Annotated in this window: 18 protein-coding genes; 11 read left to right on the top strand and 7 right to left on the bottom strand. The window is 66.0% G+C overall.

Annotated elements, in window-relative coordinates:
* On the bottom strand, positions 1-529 hold a 529-nt coding region (locus tag QOD90_RS21220), incomplete at its 3' end, for a TetR family transcriptional regulator (protein ID WP_526352800.1).
* A gap of 164 nt (positions 530-693) precedes the next feature.
* On the opposite strand from QOD90_RS21220, the gene QOD90_RS21215 reads away from it, so the two are divergent.
* Complete coding sequence (locus QOD90_RS21215; RefSeq protein WP_526352799.1) at positions 694-1,869, top strand: cytochrome P450; 1,176 nt, start codon at positions 694-696, stop codon at positions 1,867-1,869.
* Between the two features lie 14 nt (positions 1,870-1,883).
* On the opposite strand, the gene QOD90_RS21210 is transcribed toward QOD90_RS21215, so the two are convergent.
* The 3 genes from QOD90_RS21210 to QOD90_RS21200 are packed head-to-tail and all read right to left on the bottom strand — an operon-like array spanning position 1,884 to position 5,048.
* Positions 1,884-2,489, bottom strand: coding sequence for a MarR family transcriptional regulator (locus QOD90_RS21210; protein WP_526352798.1), 606 nt, complete (start codon positions 2,487-2,489; stop codon positions 1,884-1,886).
* Positions 2,482-4,095, bottom strand: a complete 1,614-nt coding sequence (locus QOD90_RS21205) for a pyruvate, phosphate dikinase (RefSeq protein WP_526352801.1) — start codon at positions 4,093-4,095, stop codon at positions 2,482-2,484. The genes QOD90_RS21210 and QOD90_RS21205 overlap by 8 nt, the downstream gene beginning before the upstream one ends.
* Positions 4,096-4,127: 32 nt before the next feature.
* Positions 4,128-5,048 (bottom strand): TIGR03619 family F420-dependent LLM class oxidoreductase, encoded by a 921-nt coding sequence (locus QOD90_RS21200; protein WP_526352797.1) that lies wholly within the window; start codon positions 5,046-5,048, stop codon positions 4,128-4,130.
* Between the two features lie 204 nt (positions 5,049-5,252).
* On the opposite strand from QOD90_RS21200, the gene QOD90_RS21195 reads away from it, so the two are divergent.
* From QOD90_RS21195 to QOD90_RS21165, 7 genes are all read left to right on the top strand, one after another.
* On the top strand, positions 5,253-6,869 hold the full coding sequence (locus QOD90_RS21195) for a PEP-utilizing enzyme (protein ID WP_526352796.1): 1,617 nt from the start codon (positions 5,253-5,255) through the stop codon (positions 6,867-6,869).
* A 12-nt stretch (positions 6,870-6,881) separates the two neighbouring features.
* The gene (locus QOD90_RS21190) at positions 6,882-7,886 is read left to right on the top strand and encodes a DUF7064 domain-containing protein (RefSeq protein ID WP_526352795.1); all 1,005 of its coding nucleotides are present in this window, start codon (positions 6,882-6,884) and stop codon (positions 7,884-7,886) included.
* A gap of 69 nt (positions 7,887-7,955) precedes the next feature.
* A complete protein-coding gene (locus tag QOD90_RS21185; protein WP_526352794.1) occupies positions 7,956-8,318 on the top strand; it encodes a hypothetical protein in 363 nt (120 codons plus the stop codon).
* A complete protein-coding gene (locus QOD90_RS21180) occupies positions 8,293-8,928 on the top strand; it encodes a nitroreductase family protein (protein ID WP_526352793.1) in 636 nt (211 codons plus the stop codon). Before QOD90_RS21185 ends, QOD90_RS21180 begins: the two co-directional genes overlap by 26 nt.
* A 40-nt stretch (positions 8,929-8,968) precedes the next feature.
* Complete coding sequence (locus tag QOD90_RS21175) at positions 8,969-11,134, top strand: acyl-CoA dehydrogenase family protein (protein WP_526352792.1); 2,166 nt, start codon at positions 8,969-8,971, stop codon at positions 11,132-11,134.
* Positions 11,131-12,267, top strand: coding sequence for a thiolase family protein (locus QOD90_RS21170; RefSeq protein WP_526352791.1), 1,137 nt, complete (start codon positions 11,131-11,133; stop codon positions 12,265-12,267). Before QOD90_RS21175 ends, QOD90_RS21170 begins: the two co-directional genes overlap by 4 nt.
* Complete coding sequence (locus QOD90_RS21165) at positions 12,264-12,689, top strand: Zn-ribbon domain-containing OB-fold protein (RefSeq protein ID WP_526352790.1); 426 nt, start codon at positions 12,264-12,266, stop codon at positions 12,687-12,689. The genes QOD90_RS21170 and QOD90_RS21165 overlap by 4 nt, the downstream gene beginning before the upstream one ends.
* A gap of 82 nt (positions 12,690-12,771) precedes the next feature.
* Here the strand turns inward: QOD90_RS21165 and QOD90_RS21160 are convergent, their stop codons facing one another.
* From QOD90_RS21160 to QOD90_RS21150, 3 genes are all read right to left on the bottom strand, one after another.
* Positions 12,772-13,887, bottom strand: a complete 1,116-nt coding sequence (locus tag QOD90_RS21160) for a phosphotransferase (protein WP_526352789.1) — start codon at positions 13,885-13,887, stop codon at positions 12,772-12,774.
* A 95-nt stretch (positions 13,888-13,982) separates the two neighbouring features.
* Complete coding sequence (locus tag QOD90_RS21155; RefSeq protein ID WP_526352788.1) at positions 13,983-14,453, bottom strand: Zn-ribbon domain-containing OB-fold protein; 471 nt, start codon at positions 14,451-14,453, stop codon at positions 13,983-13,985.
* 32 nt (positions 14,454-14,485) lie between these two features.
* Entirely contained in the window at positions 14,486-15,301 is an 816-nt protein-coding gene (locus tag QOD90_RS21150) for an SDR family NAD(P)-dependent oxidoreductase (RefSeq protein ID WP_526352787.1), read from the bottom strand.
* A gap of 82 nt (positions 15,302-15,383) precedes the next feature.
* On the opposite strand from QOD90_RS21150, the gene QOD90_RS21145 reads away from it, so the two are divergent.
* From QOD90_RS21145 to QOD90_RS21135, 3 genes are all read left to right on the top strand, one after another.
* Positions 15,384-16,235, top strand: coding sequence for an acyl-CoA thioesterase (locus QOD90_RS21145; RefSeq protein WP_526352786.1), 852 nt, complete (start codon positions 15,384-15,386; stop codon positions 16,233-16,235).
* A 103-nt stretch (positions 16,236-16,338) separates the two neighbouring features.
* On the top strand, positions 16,339-16,449 hold the full coding sequence (locus QOD90_RS21140; protein ID WP_526352785.1) for a hypothetical protein: 111 nt from the start codon (positions 16,339-16,341) through the stop codon (positions 16,447-16,449).
* A 16-nt stretch (positions 16,450-16,465) separates the two neighbouring features.
* On the top strand, positions 16,466-17,438 hold a 973-nt coding region (locus QOD90_RS21135; protein ID WP_526352784.1), incomplete at its 3' end, for a class I adenylate-forming enzyme family protein.

The raw sequence follows: 17,438 nt of genomic DNA, 5'->3' as shown, positions 1-17,438 counted from the left end.
CCGGCGCGGTCAGCCACTGGTTCAGTGCGCGCTCCATGAGCAACATCCCGATGGACGCCAGCAATCGGCATTCGTCGTCCGGCGTCGGAAGGCGTCGCCGGTCGGCGATCACCTTCGCAACCGTCTCGGTATTGGCCGCGTGGTTTCGGCGTTCGCGGCCGAGCAGTACCAGCGATGACGCGACCGCTTCGTGGTACTGCGCGATCCTCTTCCGGATGCGCTTGAGTCCTGGCGCCAGCAACGCGAATGAATTGGCCATTGCCTCGAAGTCGGACATCTCTTCGGGCTGGGCCAGGTATACGCCGCTGACGGCGTCGATGAAGTCGTACTCGCCGAAGAAGAGCACCGACTCCTTGGTAGGGAAATACCTGAAGAAGGTCCGCGGTGAAAGACCCGCGCTCTCGGCGATCTGGTCCGTCGTGGTCTCGTCGTAGCCGTTGGCGCTGAACAAGTTCAGCGCCGCCTCCAGCAACGAATTGCGCGTGCGGTCCGCATGTTCGTTCCGTGGTGAACGGTCGCCCCGTGCCATCTGTCAAACCTCCTGGACCATCTCGGGTGTCCCGACAGTACAACGGCGGTCCGCCGACGTGGCCCGTTGACACCGATCGAATCGGCGACCATAGTTCTTTCAGTATGACAGTCTACTGTCACAGTTTCGTATCCGGCGCACTTACCAAGGAGGGGACCACCCACATGACAGAGCTCGTCGTGAACGGGACTTCGAACATCAACGACCTACCGTTCGCACACGACCGTTCCCGTGCCTGGCGGGAACTCCGTGAGGCGGGGGAGGCGGTTGCGTCCGGCGAGGAGATCGTGCTCACCAGCGCCGAGGCCGTGGAGTTCGCGGCAAAGCGGCCACACATCTTCTCGTCGGCCAAGGCGTTCGACGTGCTGGGCAGCCCGGTCCCGCTAGTGCCCATCGCCATCGACCCGCCTGACCACACCCGGTTTCGCCGCATGCTGGACCCGTTCTTCAGCCCCAAGAAGATGGCTGAGCGCGAGGTTGAATTTCGCAGGCAGGCGGGCGACCTGATCGATGCGATCGTCGCGAAGGGTGAGTGTGAGGTGATGGCCGATCTCGCCACACCGTTCCCGTCGCAGGTGTTTCTGACTCTCTTCGGGCTGCCAATGGCGGACAGGGACAGGTTGGTGCAGTGGAAGGACTCGATCCTGCAGTTCACCGACCCCGGCAGCGGCGACCCGACGCCCGAGGTCCTCACCTACGCGCTGGAGTTGTTCAGCTACCTCACCGAGCACATCGCCGAGCGTCGGACCGACAAGAGTGGCAGTGACATGCTGACCCAGCTGATCCATGACACCGAGGACGGCGGCATGGACGACAATGAAATCCTGGGCCTGTGCTTCATGTTCGTGCTCGCCGGTCTCGACACCGTGACCTCGGCCGTCGGGTTCTCGTTGGCCAAGTTGGCTGCGGATACCGACCTTCGGCATCGCATCAGCGCTGACTTCTCGTTGATTCCGGCATTCATCGAAGAAATCCTTCGCGTTGACGGTCCGGTGCCGTTCGCCCCGCGGGTCACCACCGAAGAGGTGGAGGTGGCGGGACGAGTGGTGCCGAAGGACACCAGGGTGATGCTGAGCTACGGCAGTGCCGATCGCGATCCGCGGCGGTACGACGACGCCGACGAGGTCAAACTGGATGACAAGGTGGTGCACTTCGCCTTTGGGCGCGGGCCCCACCGTTGCCTCGGGTCGCATCTTGCCCGTCTGGAACTTCGGCTCATCCTCGAGGAGTGGCATACCCGCATTCCCGAGTACACGCTGGCCGGCGGGGAGCCGCAGGTACCGTGGCCGACGGGAACCATGGCATTGCAGTCCGTGCCGTTGAACATCAAGCCGTCGTAGGCGACTCGTTTCATCTACTCGTCTAGACCGGATGCGGCTTCGTCTTCGCGGGTCAGCCCGGCCGCGCCGATGAGTTCTTCGTGCAGTTCGAACCACACCGTGTGATAAGAGTCGACGAGCGGCCGGGTGAACCAGGTCGTGTCGCCAGCCTGAATGCGGTCCAGCGCTGCCGACAGTTTGGCCGCGTAAGCGTCCAGTCGCGGTAGCTGCTCGGTGACAGCGGCCAAGATCGGAAGCACCGCTCGGTGGACACCACCGAGCCGATTCAACACCGCAGCGTCGTGGTCGGCGTCGGCGTGATCATTCGGCGCGCCGTCCTTGAGCTGCCAGTCGGACACCAGGACCTTGAAATCGCGGTTCACTCCGCGGAATTCGTCGTAGCACCGCACGATCGCGTCATCGTCGACGTTGCTTCGTTCGTCGGCGAGCAGCTCGGTCAGGCGCGTCCGGCCGTCGGAGGACAATCGGATGGTCTTGCCGTCGGTCAACAGGCCAGCCTCGGTGAGCTGCTTGACTGTGAGATTTGCGCAGAGCTCGTCCGTGTCGAGCGTTGCGGCAAGCGCCTCGGGCCGAACCCGGCCCTTGAGTCGCACGGCCTGCAGCAGCGTCAGCTCATCCATGGTCGGACCTCTCGGTGTGCAGCGGGTCGCGTTGATCGTCGGCAAGCCGGACCGCGGTCAGCATGGCGATCAGGGGACTGTCGCAGACCACATCGGTGCGGCCGGTCGCCAGCGCGTCGCGCACCGCGACCTCGCCCGTGTCGGCGAGTGCGGGATGCGTACCGGCGGTGTGGGCTCGCAGTGGGCTGACACGGCGGGCGAGCGCCGCCAGCGCAATCAGATCGGGGCTGTCGCATTCGGACCAGGCCACCAAGGTCAGCGCGCCCTCGCGCACCTCACCTTCGCCGCCGTCAACCGTGATTACCTTGCCATCGAGTGCGGCGGCCAATCCTGCGCCGCAGCCCACCACGGCAGGCCTACCGAGCTCGCGACTCACCACCGCGGCATGGGAGGTGGTGCCGCCGTACTCGGTAACGATGGCGCGGGCCGCCATCATCCCGGCGACGTCGTCAGGGCTTGTCGAGCTGCGAACCAGGATCACGTCCTCGCCTTCGTCGGCGGCGTCGAGCGCAGCGTCGATGTCGGCGTAGGCAGTGCCCGACGCAACACCCGGGCTGGCTGGCAAACCCTTCGCCAATAGCTCTGCGGCGAAACGCGTTTCGGGTTGCAGCGCGGGTGACAGCAGTGTCCGGACCTGCTCGGGGGTGACCCGTCGCACCGCTTCGGCGTCGTCGATGAGACCGACGTCGTGAAACTTCAGCGCCAGCCGCACGGCAGCCTGTGGGGACCGCTTCGCCACACGGGTCTGCAGCAGCCAGAGTCGGCCCGCTTCGACGGTGAACTCGATGTCCTGCACATCGCGACTGAGGCGTTCGAGCTGATTCGCCGCCGCCATCAGCTCGGTGAACACCGTTGGCTGCGCGTCACGCAACGCATCAAGAGGCAGGCAGTCGAAAGTGCCCGAGACCACGTCCTCGCCCTGCGCCCCTGGTAACCATTCGCCCAGCGGCTGGTCGGCACCCGTGGCCGGATTGCGGCTAAACAAAACGCCGGTGCCCGAGTCGTCACCGAGGTTGCCGAAAACCATCGCCTGCACCACGACCGCGGTGCCCGCGCTGCCGTCCAACCCGTGATGCGTGCGGTAGGCCACCGCCCGCGGACTGTGCCATGACGCGATCACTGCCTCGATCGCTCCACGAAGTTGGTCGAACGGGTCGACGGGGACGCCGGCGGATGCGTCCGCGTCGAGCACGATTCTGCGATACATCGACTGAAACCGGGAGCGGGTGTCGGCGGCGAACTCCGGTGTGGTGTGTGCGGCCAGCGACTGGTGGACCTCGTCGTTCATGCCAAGGTCGAGCACCGTGTCCAGCATGCCCGGCATCGACTGCGCTGCGCCCGACCTGACGCTGAGCAGCAGTGGCCGGGGACCGCGACCGAAGGTGCGCGACGTCGCGGCCTCCAGCCACCGGAGCTGGTCAAGCACCTCGGGCCAGACCCGATCCAAGACGTCCCGATCCTCAGCAAGCAGCGACGCGCACACGCCGGTGGGGAGGCAGAACGCCGGCGGCACCGGCAGGCCGAGGCTATGCATCAGGTTGATGCCAAAGCCCTTGTTGCCAAGCGATTCCCGCGATTCCTGCGCAGTGCCGTCGAGCAGGACCACGGAGTTGTGCCGTACGTTCGGCAGCATCGTACCTATCCGACTTTGGGAATGATTTCCTCTGCCACCCACTGCAGGTGGTCGAGGTAGGCGGTGAAGTCGTTCACCGGGGGTGGGTTCACCCAGGTGTCGGTGACGCCACGCTCGGCGAGCATGTTGCAGTTGTCGATGACCTGCTGGGCGCTCTGACCGAACTGCGCGTTCGGGTCGTCGACGACCGCGTGCTCCTGGCCGATGGACAACACCGCGAGACTGTAGAACACCGAAAACGGCCGATCGTCGAAACCTGGCTGCGAGCGCAGATAGTCGAGCTTTGCGGGCAACTCATCGGGCTTGGTCAGCCATGGCGCCCAGCCGTCGCCGAACCGGGCCGCGCGGCGCAGTACTGCGTCGGCGTCCCCGCCCATCCAGACCGTCGGGTGAGGTGTGGAGATCGGCTTGGGCCCGAACGCGATGTCGTCGAACTTCACGAACTCGCCGTCATAGCTGGGCGATTCGCTGTGCCACAATTCGAACATCGCCTCGAGGCATTCGTCGGTGATCCTGCCGCGCTTGTTGAACGGCACGCCGATCGCGTCGAACTCGTCCTTGAGCCAGCCGACGCCGACGGTGACCTGCGCGCGACCCCCGCTGAACCAATCGAGCGTGCTGATTTGCTTGGCGGCGATGATCGGATTGTGCAAGGGAAGGATGGTCACCATCGATCCGATGGTGATCCTCGACGTCGCACCGGCAACGAAGGCCTGGGCGGTGGTGGCGTCGAAGTAGTGGTCACCGGACAGCTCGACGTGAGTCTTCGGCGTGAAGAAGTGCTCCGGAAGGAAGACCATCGAGTAGCCGAGTTCCTCGGCGCGCTTCGCGACCCCGGCGATGTCCCGGCCGCTGAGGCCATGCTCCCACGGCTGGGTCATTGCGGCGACGTGCATGCAGTTGGGCAGATAGACGGTGAATTGCATTGCCAGTCTTCCGGGTTGGATTCGATGATCTCCGCAAGGCGGGGGCCGTCGGCGAACGCGGGCCTTGTGACCGAGCACGCTATGGCAGTCGACTGTCATAGTCAAGTCCGTTTCGGAACACTGAGAAAACCGGACGTGCATCGATGAGGCGTGTCAGAATCCTCGCAGAGAGTGACAGTTGACTGTCATCAGCGGATCGGGAGGATGATGGCCGACGACGGCATGCCCGCGGGCTTGACGGATCCGATCCTGGGGAGCAGCGAGCCGGGCCGGACGTGGACGCTGACCAACGTCGGCGAGGCCACGCCGGACATCCTGTCGCCGCTGTGCTGGTCGCTCTGGGGTCGTGGAGTCGAACTGGCCTCTCGCGCAGGCATGTACGACTTCGGCGTGCTTCCTCGGGCTGCACTCGTCGTCCCAGAGGATCCGAACCAATGGGCGACGGCCTGTTTCTACGGCAGGCAGGCGATGAACGTCGATCGTGCCCGTGAACTGGCGGGTCTCCTGCCGGGCATGGACGGTGACGACTTCGAACGCGACCTGTTGGGTTCGGTGCGCGTCGATGCCACGCCCACCAAGAGTGACCCGATGAGGCTGCCCTTCGTAGCGGTAAAGGCGCCGCTGGCGGCGATTCGGCAACGCTGGGCGCCCCAGTGCGCGCACGACGAGCAAATGGACTGGTGGCGAGCCGAGGTGCTGCCGAGCGATCCAGCCGATCCCCGTGCCCTGCTGGCCGATTCGGTGCACCGGTTCACCACCGTCATGCGGGCCCATGTCCGCACTCGGATGATTCTGAACGGGCTTCGGTCTCAGGTCGAGTCGATGACCGGCCGACTCGGACGCGCGGATCTGGTGCCGACGTTGCTCGCCGGGTACGGCGGTGTCATCGAGACCAGCCTCGCCGACGACGTGTGGTCGGTGGGTCAGGGCCATCTGTCGGTCGCCGAGTTCGTCGAGCGGCATGGCTTCCACGGCCCCAACGAGGGCAATGTCATCGGACACTCGTGGCGGGAGGATCCTGAGGCGGTAGTCCGAATCGCCGCGGTTCACTCGGGCAGGCCGGAAGCCGAACGCCCTCGGGTACGGGCAAACCGGGCGGTGGCCGCCCGCGAGCGCGCGGAAGCCGAACTACTCGCCGGAATGCCCGCGCTGCGGGGACGGCTCTTTCGCAGACTCCTGCAGTTCACCGGGGCCCAGGTGCGGTCGGTGGAACTCACCAAGGCAGGCTTCCTCACCGCGGTGGACGGAACTCGGGCCGCCGCGGGCGCACTTGGCCGCGAATTGGTGGCGGCGGGCACGCTCGATTCGCCCGACGACACCTTCTACCTGACCACCGACGAGCTACTCGGAACCCTGCCGCGCAACGCCCGCGAACTCGTCGTCTTCCGCAGAGAGCGGCGCGAAGAGTATCGGGCACTTGAGCTTCCGGTCATCTTCACTGGGATGCCTGAGCCCGTCGCAATCGATTCAATGTCGCTCACCGATGATCGCAGCGTGCGCGGTACGCCTGCGGGGCCCGGCGTGGTCGAGGGCACCGTGCGGGTCGTGCTCGACGCCGACTCCGACGACGTGCTCGAAGACGGCGAGGTGCTGGTGTGCAAGTTCGTCGACCCCGGGTGGACGGCGCTGGTGTCGCTCGCGGGTGCGCTCGTCACCGACATCGGCAGCGCCGCCAGCCACGGCGCGATCGTTGCCCGTGAGCTTGGCATCACCTGTGTCGTCGGGACGGGGAACGGAACCAGGGTGTTGCACACCGGAGACGTCGTGCGGGTGGACGGCTCGACCGGCGAGATCGCCGTACTGGCCCGGTCGGCCGGATAGAAGGGGACACAAATGAGCAGCGTCGTCCAGCACTTGTCATCCGGGCTGAGCCCGGACGCCGAGCGCACCCTCGGGGCTTGCCCCGACATTCCCGCGTGGACGGAGAACCTGCTCTTCACGCCGTACGACCCGGTCAACGACATCGGCATGTGGCTGCATCTGGGCACCGTCGCCGATAAGTGGGAGACGTGGGAAGACCGCGTGCTCATAGCGCTCCCCGAGGATCAGGGCGTGCTCACCATGTGGGCCTATCACCGTACCGTCGCCGAGCGTCAGCCCGCGGGCGCAAACCTCGAGTTCCGCTGCGAACAGCCGTTTCGAAAGTGGCGCATCACGTTTGACGGATTCTGCCTGCGCTCGTCCTACGAGCAGATGCGCGCCAGCCCTCTCGCCGACGGGGCCAAGAGTCACGTTCGCATGGACCTCGAAGTCGAGTGCGTGACGCCCGTGTGGGACGCCGCGACCGCAGGCGCTGGCATGGCCGAGCAGAGTTGGGCGCGCGAGCACTACGAGCAACTCACCTGGGTGACGGGTCAGCTCGCCATCGATGGGGTGGTGATCGACTTCAACGGTGGTGGCTGGCGCGACCACTCGCGGGGCCCACGTGGCGCCGACACTCTCAAGGACTGGGGCGGCCACGTGATCACAGGCGGTGTGCTGCCGAGCGGACGTGCGTTCGGGATGTGCAGGTATTGGGCCCGCGACGGCCGCACCACGCTGGAAGGTGCCTACGTGGTCGAGGAAGGCACGCTCCGTCAGGTCGGCATCACGTCGGCGCCACCGCCCGCGGCGCTGGCACGCGACGGCGAGACGTACTCGTTCACCCTTGAGGGTGGTCAGACCATCAACGGGCTGGTGCGGTCGTCCGTGTGGATATCCATGGCCGACGGATTGCCCTACGGCGTCATTGACCCGGTGCGCGCCTACACCGTCAGCTGGGCTGAGGTGCAGTGGGACGGCGAGACAGGCCATGCGTACCTCGAACGCTCCGCGATGACCCCTTCGCTCGCGCGTTGACTATGACAGTCGACTGTCATAGTGTTGGTGCGGTCGCTCCCGGGCGGCCCCTCAACGAAAGGCGTTTCCGTGTCTGGAAATCGGTTCGTCGTCCTGAGCAATCCCATCGAGGGTGAGGACGACTCCTTCAACAAGTGGTACGACGAGGTGCACGTACCCGAGGTGCTCGACGTTCCGGGTGTGGTCGCAGCCCAGCGCTACGATCTCCGCGAGCTCGACGTCCCCGACGATCCCGACCTGCCCGCGCAGCTTCCTCCGGCCACGCACCGGTATTTGGTCATTTACGAGCTCGATCAAGAACCCGACGCCGTGATGGCGAATTTCCTGGAGCGGGTGATGACCGGCAAGCTGTCGCTTGGCGAGACCCTCGACCTGACCACCGTGTCGATGACCGGCTGGACGCCCCGTGGCGAGCGCCGGTTGGCCGACTGAGGTGTCCGAACTCCGCACGGTGATGCGGGCACAGCGCGCCTGCAGGCGGTTTGATCCGGACGCCCACGTGCACGACGCTGACATCGAGCAGATGCTTCAGAGCGCGGTACACGCCCCGAGCGCGGAGAACACTCAGCCCTGGTCGTTCGTCGTGGTCCGTGACGACGAAACCCGCAAACTGCTTGCGGACTGGTGGACTGAGACGTGGAATGCCGGTGGAGGCGACTTCATCAAGGGGAGCCTCGACGACCAGGCACTCGTCAACGACCTCGAATACGGGTTCAATCGAGGCGGATTCGCCGCCGCTCCGGTGGTCATCGTGGTCTGCGCCGACACCGAGAAGGTCGCGGAGGTCTACGCGGCATCGTCGATCTACCCGGCGGTACAAAATCTACTGCTCGTAGCCGCCGACTTCGGCTACGGATCCTGCCTGACTACCGGCCTGACCACGTTCGGCGTCGACCGGGTCAGGGAACGGCTGGAACTGCCGGACACGCTGCTGCCGATGGCGGCCGTGTACGTCGGCCTGCCGGCAAAGAAGTTGACGCCGCCCCGGCGTCGACCCGCCATCGAAGTGACCTACCGCGAGAAGTTCGGCACCGCCTGGTGATTCGAGCGATCCGACCGACCCCGACCCGTGAGGCCGTCATATGTCATTGGCAATAACCGAAGACCACCGCGCGCTCGCCGACGTCGCCAAATCGGTGGTGACCGGCCGCGGCGGGATGGCGAGCGCCCGGCGCATCCTGCTCGAGGAGCTCGAGGGCCGATGGTGGGAGCGCGATGGCCTCTGGAAGGAGATCGTGTCCACCGGATGGCTGGGTCTCCACGTCGACGAGCAGTTCGGGGGGCAGGGTTACGGGCCGCCGGAACTGACCGTCGTGCTCGAGCAGTTGGGCCGAGCTGCCGTCGGCGGTCCGTTTCTTCCCACCGTGGCGGCGTCCGCGGTGATCGCCGAGGTCGGTACCGCCGAACAGCGGCAACGGTGGCTGCCGAGGCTCGTCTCGGGTGATTCGGTCGCGGGCATCGGTACCGAAAGTCCTATCCAGGTCTCCGATTCGGCCGTCAGTGCCTCCGCGGTGGCAACTCTCGGCGAAGCGAACGCCGACGTCTTCCTGCTTCCGGTGGGCCAGGATCTGGTGCTCGTCGAGGCCGGCGCGGGGCTCCGCGCGACGCGTACCGGGTCCGTCGACCAGCTGATGCGGCCGATCACCGTCCTCGAGCTGTCGGACGCGCCCGTCGCCGAGGTGTTCAGCGGCGCGGCACCCGTTGCCGTCAGGATCGTCCGGCTGCTGGCCGCAGCGGAGGCAGTCGGCGGACTCAGCGCCTGCACCGAGATGGCGACCGCGTACGCCGCCACCCGTGAGCAGTTCGGCCGGCCGATCGGGTCCTTCCAGTCCGTCAAACACCACTGCGCGAACATGCTCGTCGACACCGAACTCGCCGTAGCCGCGACCTGGGATGCCGCCCGCGCAACCGGGGCGGAGGCCGAGCTGGCGGTCGCAATGGCGGCAGGCCATGCCCTCACGGCGTACCAGCGGGTGGCGTTGCAGAACGTGCAGGTGCACGGCGGCGTCGGGTACACCTGGGAACACGATGCCCACCTGTACATCAGGCGCGCCACGGTGCTGGCGGCGTTCGCCGGTGACCAGGAGGCATTGCGGGACAGAGTCATCGAGCTCTACAGCGCCGGAGTGCGACGGGGTCACACCGTCGACCTGCCAGAGGAAGCCGAGAAGTACCGGCAGTCGGCGCTGGACTTCCGCTCGGAACTCGGGACGGCGAATCCCGACGACCGCCAACGGCTCTGGGCGCGTAGCGGCTACCTGCAACCGCATTGGCCGCCGCCGTACGGCCGGGGCGCCGACAGCGTCGAGCAGCTGATCATCGACGAAGCCCTCCACGGTCTGGACAAACCCAGCCTCGGCCTCGGCGAATGGGTAGTGCCGACACTGTTGCAGCACGGCAGCATCGAACAGGTGGAGCGGCTGCTCTGGCCGAGCCTCGACGGTGAACTTCGATGGTGCCAACTGTTCAGTGAGCCCGGCGCCGGATCGGATGCCGCGGCGGTCGCCACCAAGGCCAGGCGGGTTGACGGCGGCTGGGTGCTCAACGGCCAGAAGGTGTGGACCAGCGACGCGGTCAACTGCCAGCGCGGCCTGGCGACCGTGCGTACCGACCCCGACGTGCCCAAGCACAAGGGCATCACGGCGATGATCATCGACCTCTCCCAGGCGGGGGTGCAGGTTCGGCCGCTCACCGAGATCACCGGCGAGACCTTGTTCAACGAGGTCTTCTTCGACGACGTGTTCGTCCCCGACGCCGACGTCGTCGGGGCGGTGAACGCCGGTTGGGGCGTGGCGATGGCGGCGTTCGGCAACGAGCGGGTGTCCATCGGCGGCGGGTCGGTGACGATGACTGCCCAAACGCTCGTCGACCTACTCGGCCGCCACCGTTCCGGCGACACCGGACTGGCGCGCGACGTCGGCGCACTGCTCATCGAGGCGTACACACTGGTCGCGCTGAACCTGCGGCAGGCGGCGCGCGCGGTGTTCGACGCCGGTGCGGGCATCGAAGGCAACATCGCCAAACTGTTCGGCGCCGAGCACGCCCAGCGCGTCGCCGAGTTGGGGTTGCGCATCGCGGGCCAGGCGATCCTGGTCGGCGAGGAACCTGGCGTCATTCACGACTATCTGTTCAGCCGGTGTCTCACGATTGCGGGTGGTACGTCGGAGATCGTCAGAAACCTTGTTGCCGAACGCATTCTGGGATTGCCCAGGGATCCCGCGCCGAAGAAGATTGGACTATCGACATGACATGTGCCGTCGTTGGAATCGGACGCACGACCTACAGTCGCAATTCGGGACGCACCACCCGCGGGATGGCGGTCGCCGCCTGCCGGGACGCCATCGCCGACGCCGGCCTCACCACGGCCGACATCGACGGGATCTGCACCTTCATGGCCAACGACTCGGAGCAACCCATCTTCGTTGGATGGGCGCTCGGTATCGAGGAATTGGCATGGGCCAACGCGATGTACGGGGGCGGGAACCTGGTGGCCGACCAGATCGCCACCGCTGCCGCGGTCATCGAGGCAGGTCTGTGCAAGGCGGTGCTGGTGTACCGCTCGCTCAACGGCCGCTCCGGCTACCGCTTTGGTCACATCGAGGGCCCGATGCAGGTACCCCATCACGACCAGTTCGACACGGCGTCGGGTTTCATGGTGCCGCCCCAGTGGTTCGCCATGTGGGCCCGGCGCCATCAGCACGAATACGGCTCCACGTCAGAGGATCTGGGGCAGATCGCCATCACTCAGCGGGCGCACGCCGGGCCCAACGAGCATGCGCTGAGGCGCGAACCTCTGTCCATGGACGAGTATCTGGCCGCCCGCTGGATCAACGAACCGTTCCGCGTGCTGGACTGCACGTCCGAAGTCGACGGCGCGGTCGCCATCCTGATCACCGGCGAGGACATCGCCCGCAACTGCAAGCAGGATCCGATGTGGTTGGTCGGTTCGTCGAACTCCCAGGGCGGGGCGGGCTGGACCGAGTGGGCCGATCCGACCGAGATGTACTCGCAGACAGCCGGACCCAAGATCTGGGAGAAGACGGGACTGACGCCTGCCGACATGGACTTGGCGTGTATGTACGACTGCTTCACCTACACGGTCATGGCCACGATGGAGGGGTTCGGCTTCTGTGAGAAGGGGGAGGTCGGCAAGTTCTTCTCGACCGGCCGCGCGACGTACGGCGGCGACGTCGTGGTAAACCCGCACGGCGGTCTGCTGTCGGAGGGGTACATCCACGGCCTCAACCACCACTACGAAGCCGCATTGCAATTGCGGCACGCCGCTGGCATCCGACAGGTCGACGACGCCCAACTCGCACTGGTGACCGCCGGTGGCGGGCCGTTCGGCGGGGCCAACGTCTACAGCAGGGAGAAGCCATGACATCAACTGCAGCGACCAATTCCGCAGTCCTGCCACCGATTCCGGTGCCCGATCCCGACACGGCGCCGTACTGGCAGGGCCTCAAGGACGGCAAGCTGATGCTGTGCCGCTGTGACGACACCGGCAAGTGGATCCATCCGCCGCTGGAGCGCAGTCGGTTCACCGGCGGGCCCGTGCACTTCGAAGAGGTCAGCGGCAAGGGCACCATCTACAGCTACATCGTGGTGCGACAGGCGCTGGTGCCTGGCCGGGTCCCGCCCTACGTCGTTGCGCTGATCGAGTTGGCCGAACAACCGGGGCTGCGGATCAACGCCGTCGTCGACGTGGCTCCCGCGGACGTCCGCATCGGCCAGCAGGTCGAGATGCGGATCGTCGACCTCGGCGAAAGCGGTTTCCGGATACCCGAATTCGTCGTCGCCTAGCCCTCCGCGAGCGTGCGTGTCTGCATGAGACACGCCGACGTGAGTTGGCGTTCTGCGCACGCTCGCGAAGGGGTGTGAGACGTCAGCGCAGCAACGCGCCGGTGCCCAGATCCGAGTAGGCTTCGGCGAACCGACCGAGCACCGTCTCCACCACCTCGACGGAATACATCTGGTCCGGCGTAATCGCCCACATGCAGAAACCCCACGCCGGACTCTGCCGGTAGGACGTCCACATCTGCTCGCGGTCGGGCAGCGCAGAGACGCCGGCGTCGACCAGTCGCCCCCGATAGGCGTCGAGCAGTTCGCGCTCGTGCGCTCGCCGCAGATCCGGGGTGAGGGCGCCGATGAGCGCGTATCCGACGTCGTGGGACCACGATCCGCGGCGAACCAGTTGCCAGTCGAGGACACCCATCCGGCCGCTTGGCAGCGCGTAGGTATTTCGCGGGTGCGGGTCGCCGTGCAGTAGCGTGATCGGGTTGCCTGCGACCTGCTCCTGCAACTTCCAGAACGCCGCCTCCATCGAGTCGGCGTCCTCGCCCGTGGCGTCCAGCAGCGCCTTCTTGTAGGGCAGGTCCAGGAACATTCGGATGATGCTGAACCCATTGGTACGCAGGAAGTTAGCGAATCCACCGGTGATCGGGTGCTGCAGCCAGGACAGGTCCCCGCCGTCGCCCAGCCGTGGGCTGTCCCAGAACGGTGCGTGGATCTGGCTCAGCGTGAGCAGGAGTTGGTCGACCTGGTCGACGGACAAGCCGGCAATCGCATCGGGAACCGTTGCGCCTCGCAGGGTGATGTCCTCGGCGAGGATGAGGAATTGCGATGGCCCATCGAGATGATCGGCGAAGTACGTCGTCATCGTCTCCACGTCCAGATCGGACCGCAGATCCCGGTAGAACTTCGTCTCGTCGTCGAGCAGGACCGTGCCGCCACCGCCCTCGGACAGTGAAATGTCCACGGCCGCCGGGAGATCGTGCACGGTGCCGAGCTGAGTCTTCACGAACAGGTGCCGCGGCAGGCTGGTGCCTGCGTCGGCGTAGTCGACGTCCAGATGCAGGTGCGAGGTGGTGCCCTGCCACGTTCGGGTCAACGAGATGCTGCTGACCGTGGCGGTCGGATCGTGTCGACGGAGCAGCGTCGTGAGGATCTCGGGCGTGAGGTCATCGGCCGAACGCAGCGTGACCGGAAGGGCAAGGGACATGGTCGCGACTCCTCGTCGTCGAGCAAGTATGACAGTCAACTGTCACAATAGCAGCGCCGAACGGCACCGAGGCCGGAACGTGCTACGCGAACCGTTCAGCCTTGAGAAACCGGACGGAACAACGGGATCCAAACCCTGCTGTCCTCGTCGCCGGACAAGGCGGTCCAATCTTCGAAGAAGACCTCGACCGGCAGACCGATCCGAATGTCGACCTGATCGCCGTCGAAGGGTACGCCGACCACGTTGGTGATCAGACGGACGTCGGGCTCGTCGTCCAACTCGACCATCGCGACGACGTAGGGTGGTTCGAAACCGGGAATCCAGGGCTGGCGATTGATCGTATAGGCGGCGACGGTTGCCCTGCCGGACACCGGTTCCGGGGCGACGTCGGTGCTTCGACAGCGCCAGCAAACGGGCCCCGGCGGATGGAAGAAGTGTCCGCAGCCGTGGCAGCGGGCGATCAGCAGCTCGCCTAGCCGACCTCCGGTCCAGAACGCCTTCGACTCCGCGGTGGGGCTGGGTGCCAACCGCATCTCGGGCCGGGCGTACTCGGTATCAGCTGTCATGAAAACACCTTTCGGATGGAGACGGTCAAGGGTCAGGTGTCTTGCCAGTGGCACCCGGTCAGCTTTTCGGACAACTCCCACAGTCGTCGCGCGCTGTCGTCGTCGCGGGCCTTGTCCATCAGTTTGGTCGGCTTGGGTTTGCCCCACTGATGGAACGGGCCGCGGGGGGCCAGGTACGTCCCATTGGGCAGGTTCGTCGTGATGGCTTGGACGGTCGACCGGGCGCCGTCGGCGGGGCTCTGGGCGATGCGCGGCGAGATTACTCGTCCCGCCCACTGCAGCACGCCGGAGCCGTTCTGGGTGATCCCGGTGTCGGTCATGCCGGGGTCCGAGGCGTAGGCGGTCTTGCCGCGCGCGACCAACCCGCGTACGAACAGCAGGTTCGCCAACTTGGACTCCCCGTAGGCGGCCCATGGGTTGTAGCGGCGCACGCGCCAATCGAGGTCGTCGAAGTGAAGGTTGGCCGTCGCGTAGTTCGTGCTTGCGACCGCGACCACGCGATCACGGATCCGGTCGCCGAGAAGACACGTCAAGGCGAAGTGACCGAGGTGGTTGGTGCCCATGTGTGCCTCGAAGCCGTCTGCCGTTCGTGTCAGCGGTAGGCCCAGCACGCCCGCGTTGTTCACCAGCACGTCCACGGAGTCGACGGTGTCGGCGAACGCGTGCACGCTGGTGAGGTCGGCCAGGTCGAGCTCACGGACCTCGACTTCTCCCGGCATGGCGGCAGCCGCCTCGCGAGCCTTGTCGAGTGACCGACAGGCGATGACGACCTCGTGGCCGGCTGCGACCATCGCGGCAGCCGTTGCCTTGCCGACGCCGCTGTTGCCACCGGTGACGATTATTCGCACGCTGCCGTAGCCTCCTCCATGCCGTTGTGAGATAAACCGTAAACTATTTATCGCTTTAGGAACACGGAGACGGGGTTCGGAGATGTTGACGTCGCTCAGCGATGTGCTGAATCTGTTCGAGCTCGAGGAGCTTGGGCCTGACAGGTTTCAAGGCACGCAGCCCGATCCGCCGAACCACCACATCGTCGGTGGGCAGATCGCCGCGCAGGCGCTGATGGCGGCCAGCCGGACCGCGCCGCTGCGACCGCCGCACAGCCTGCACGTCTATTTTCTACGACTGGGCGACGCGCGTCGACCCGTCGACTTCGAGGTCGTTCGGCTGCGCGACGGCGGAACGTTCTCGTCCCGGCGTGTCGTCGCGACCCAGGATGGCAAGGTGCTCGTAGAGGGGATCGCGTCGTTCACCGGTGGCGTCGACGGCGCCGACTACCACCGGGCGATGCCCGATTTACCACGGCCGGACGCCCTGGTCCCCATCGAACGACAACTTGCGCCATATGCGCACGAGGTCGGCGGTTGGTGGGTGAGCGAGCGACCCTTCGATACCCGGTATGTGGACCTGCCGCCACGCGTCGCCATGGAGTCGGGTGATCCGCCTGCGCCGACGAGCCGGATCTGGCTACGTGCCCGTGGCACGGTCCCCATCGATCCGGTGGTCAACAGCTGCGTGCTGACCTATCTCAGCGCACTGACTCTGCTCGAGCCCGCGCTCGGACCGATGGGGAAGGCACCGACGGACGTGTCGGCGCTGCTTGATCACTCAGTGTGGTTTCAGCGGCCCGCGGATTTCGCGGATTGGATGCTCTACGAACAGAATTCGCCCAGCGGCGTCGATGGCAGGGCGCTGGCGAACGGCACCTTCTTCAGCCGTGCCGGGGCGTTGCTGTGCACTGCAGCGCAGGAGGTCTACTTTCCGCAGGCACGGAATGGTTAGCGCCGAGGCTCGCCGACGCGCGTAAATAGTTAAATAGTTATTGTATTTACCAATGGTGCGGATACAGTTGCCTGGCACGGCCGACGATCTGCAAGGAGCTCACATGGACCCGAATCCCGACTACGACGCGAGCGATGAGCTCGAGTACTTCTTCAACTTCGTTCCGTGGGGACTGCGCGGCGTCTACCCGCCGCCGGCGTACCCACCCGTCTAATCCTGCGCCGTCGGACATGACGTGGGTGCAGCGTTTGTGTGCCATCCACGAGCACAGCGGCCGCCCCGCCATCATCGACGAAGCCGGGTCGGTCACCGGCCGCGAACTGGTGGGAAAGGCGGTCGCAGCAGCCGACTTGCTGGTCGGTGTGGATGTGACTGCAGGCCAACCCATCCCAGCGCTACTCACCACGAATGCCGACGCCCTGGCCATGCTCGTCGGCGGCGCCGCCGCAAACCGGCCACTCGCGCCACTCGACCCCCGGCAAACGGCCAGGGAATTGGCCGACACCGTGCGCCGAGTCGGATCGCCGGTCTTGCTCACCGAGGCACGGTTCGCCGAGATGGCCCGGCAGGTCGCCGACATGGTCGGGGCATCGGTGGTGGCAGTTCCATCCCTTCCCGTTTCGACCTGTCCGCTGTATGACGAAGCCGGATCCACCGCGATCCTTCTCCACACCGCGGGCACGACGGGGATCCCCAAGGGCGTGCCTCTCACCGAACGGGTGCTCGACACCCGGGCCGGGGTGCTCGGCCCACTGATCGGTCTTGGCCCAGACGAGCGGTATGCCACGGGCTCGCCCCTTCACCACATCGGCGGCTTGGGCAACGTTCTCGTCGCGCTGTCGACCGGAGCAGCGGTCATCTGCACCACGAAGTTCTCGTTCGACTGGTGGCGCGGCCTTGCGGCGCTGGAAGCCACGCACTGTCTGCTGGTGCCGACGATGATCGAAATGCTGCTCGCGCAGGGGCTTCTCGACGCGGTCCCCTTGCGAACGTTGATCTACGGTGCGTCGCCCATCACGATGGAGACACTACGACGGGTTCTCGACGTCCTCCCCGACGTCGCGATGGTGAACCTCTACGGCCAGACCGAAGGCAGCCCGATCACCAGCCTGGGACCCGAAGACCATCGACGCGCGTCTGCGCAGCCCCGCCTCCTCGGCACCGTCGGGCTGCCGGTCGATGGCCTTCGTCTGAAGATCGACC

The organism is Mycobacterium sp., from assembly GCF_032161845.1.
Taxonomy (GTDB): Bacteria; Actinomycetota; Actinomycetes; order Mycobacteriales; family Mycobacteriaceae; genus Mycobacterium.
Note: the sequence above shows the minus strand (reverse complement) of the source record. Positions and strands in the feature narration are given on the sequence as shown.